General features: G+C 67.3%; 1 protein-coding gene. It reads right to left on the bottom strand.

Annotation, left to right across the window (positions count from 1 at the left end):
- Positions 1–474 (bottom strand): aldehyde dehydrogenase family protein (locus MKL11_RS01665; protein ID WP_243939668.1); only part of this gene is annotated, 474 nt, incomplete at both ends.

Here is a 474-nt window from a genome sequence, read left to right as displayed (position 1 = left end):
CGATGGCGTCGCGGATATGGGCCTCGGTCTTCTCCACGGCCGCCATGTCGATCAGCGGCCCCTGGGCGACGCCATCCTCGATGCCGTTGCCGACCTTCAGCCGGTTGGCCGCCTCGGCCATCTTGTCGGCGAAGGCGTCGTAGATCCCGTCCTGCACCAGGAAGCGGTTGGTGCAGATGCAGGTCTGGCCGGAATTGCGGAACTTGGCGAGCATCGCGCCGGCCACCGCCCGGTCGAGATCGGCGTCGTCGAACACGATGAACGGCGCGTTGCCGCCCAGCTCCATCGAGACCTTCTTCACCGTATGGGAGGCCTGCTCGAGCAGCACCTTGCCGACCTCGGTTGAGCCGGTGAACGTGATCTTCTTGACCAGCGGGTTGCCGGTCATCTCGGCCCCGATGGCCCGGGCCGAGCCGGTGAGGATGCTGACGGTCCCGGCCGGAAAACCGGCCTTCTCGCAGAGCACGCCCCAGG

Source organism: Methylobacterium sp. J-077 (assembly GCF_022829365.1).
Taxonomy (GTDB): Bacteria; Pseudomonadota; Alphaproteobacteria; order Rhizobiales; family Beijerinckiaceae; genus Methylobacterium.
Note: the sequence above shows the minus strand (reverse complement) of the source record. Positions and strands in the feature narration are given on the sequence as shown.